The organism is Variovorax sp. 20P10.2.4, assembly GCF_058244205.1.
Genome location: NZ_JBZAYE010001191.1, coordinates 1 through 1,050, shown reverse-complemented (window position 1 = coordinate 1,050; position 1,050 = coordinate 1). Strand labels below are relative to the sequence as shown.

The following is a 1,050-nucleotide window of genomic DNA, read 5'->3' as shown; positions in this document are numbered from 1 at the left end:
GCGGCGCGGCCCGGCGACCGCGAGCGCGCGCAGCTTGCCGGCCGCGATGTAGGGCTGCAGCGTGGCGATCGAGCCCACGGTCAGCTGGATCACGCCGCCGATCAGGTCGATCGCCATCGGGCTCTCGCCCTTGTAGGGCACGTGCAGCGTGCGCAGGCCGTAGGCGCGGTCCATGTAGACCTGGATCTGGTGCGGCTGCGTGCCCGGGCCCCAGGAGCCCATCGCGTACTTGCCGGGCGCGGCCTTCAGCACCGCGATCAGGCTGGCGACATCCCTGGCCGGCACCGAGGGATGCACCGCGAGCACGGTGCGCGTGGTCGCGATGTCCGAGACCATGCGCAGGTCGGTGCGCGGGTCGTAGGGCAGCTTGCCGTAGAGCACGATGTTGGCCGTGACCGGGCCCGGCACCGTCAGCAGCAGCGTGTGGCCGTCGGGCGCGCTCTTGGCGACGTAGTCGGTGCCGATGATCCCGCCCGCGCCGCTGCGGTTCTCGACCACCACGGGCTGGCCCAGCCGCTTCGACAGGCCCTCGGCGACCAGGCGCGCGAGGATGTCGGAGGAGCCGCCGGCCTGGTACTGCACGACGATGCGCAGCGGCTTCGACGGGAATTCGGCGCGGGCGCCGGTGGCCGCGAAGGCCGCGAGCGCGCACAGCAGCAGGCGTCGCTTCGAGGGCGTCATGCGAGGGCTCCTTCCGCCGGCGCCGGGTCGCGACCCACGATCAGCGCATCGACCGCCACGCAGCCGCCCTCGGTATTCGGCCGCGCGATCAGCGGATTGATCTCGGCGCTCGCCAGCGAATCGCCGGCGCGCAGCGCGAAGTCGGCGAGCGCGCACAGCGCATCGGCGATCGACGCCAGGTCGACCGGCGCCTGGCCGCGCGCGCCGTCGAGGATCGCGAAGGCGCGCAGCTCGCGCACCATCGCCAGCGTGTCCTCGCGCGTGACCGGCAGCACGCGCAGCGCCACGTCGCGCAGGGTCTCGACGTGGATGCCGCCGAGGCCGAACATCAGCACCGGCCCGAACACCGGGTCGCGGTGCACGCCCGCG

2 protein-coding genes are annotated in these 1,050 nt (G+C 73.6%); both read right to left on the bottom strand.

Annotation, left to right across the window (positions count from 1 at the left end):
* The coding region (locus tag AC27VN_RS42220; RefSeq protein WP_490880629.1) for a Bug family tripartite tricarboxylate transporter substrate binding protein at nt 1-681 on the bottom strand (681 nt) is incomplete at its 3' end.
* Nucleotides 678-1,050, bottom strand: a 373-nt coding sequence (locus AC27VN_RS42215; RefSeq protein ID WP_490880628.1) for an acetate--CoA ligase family protein, incomplete at its 5' end; no start/stop codon positions are given. The genes AC27VN_RS42220 and AC27VN_RS42215, both read right to left, overlap by 4 nt.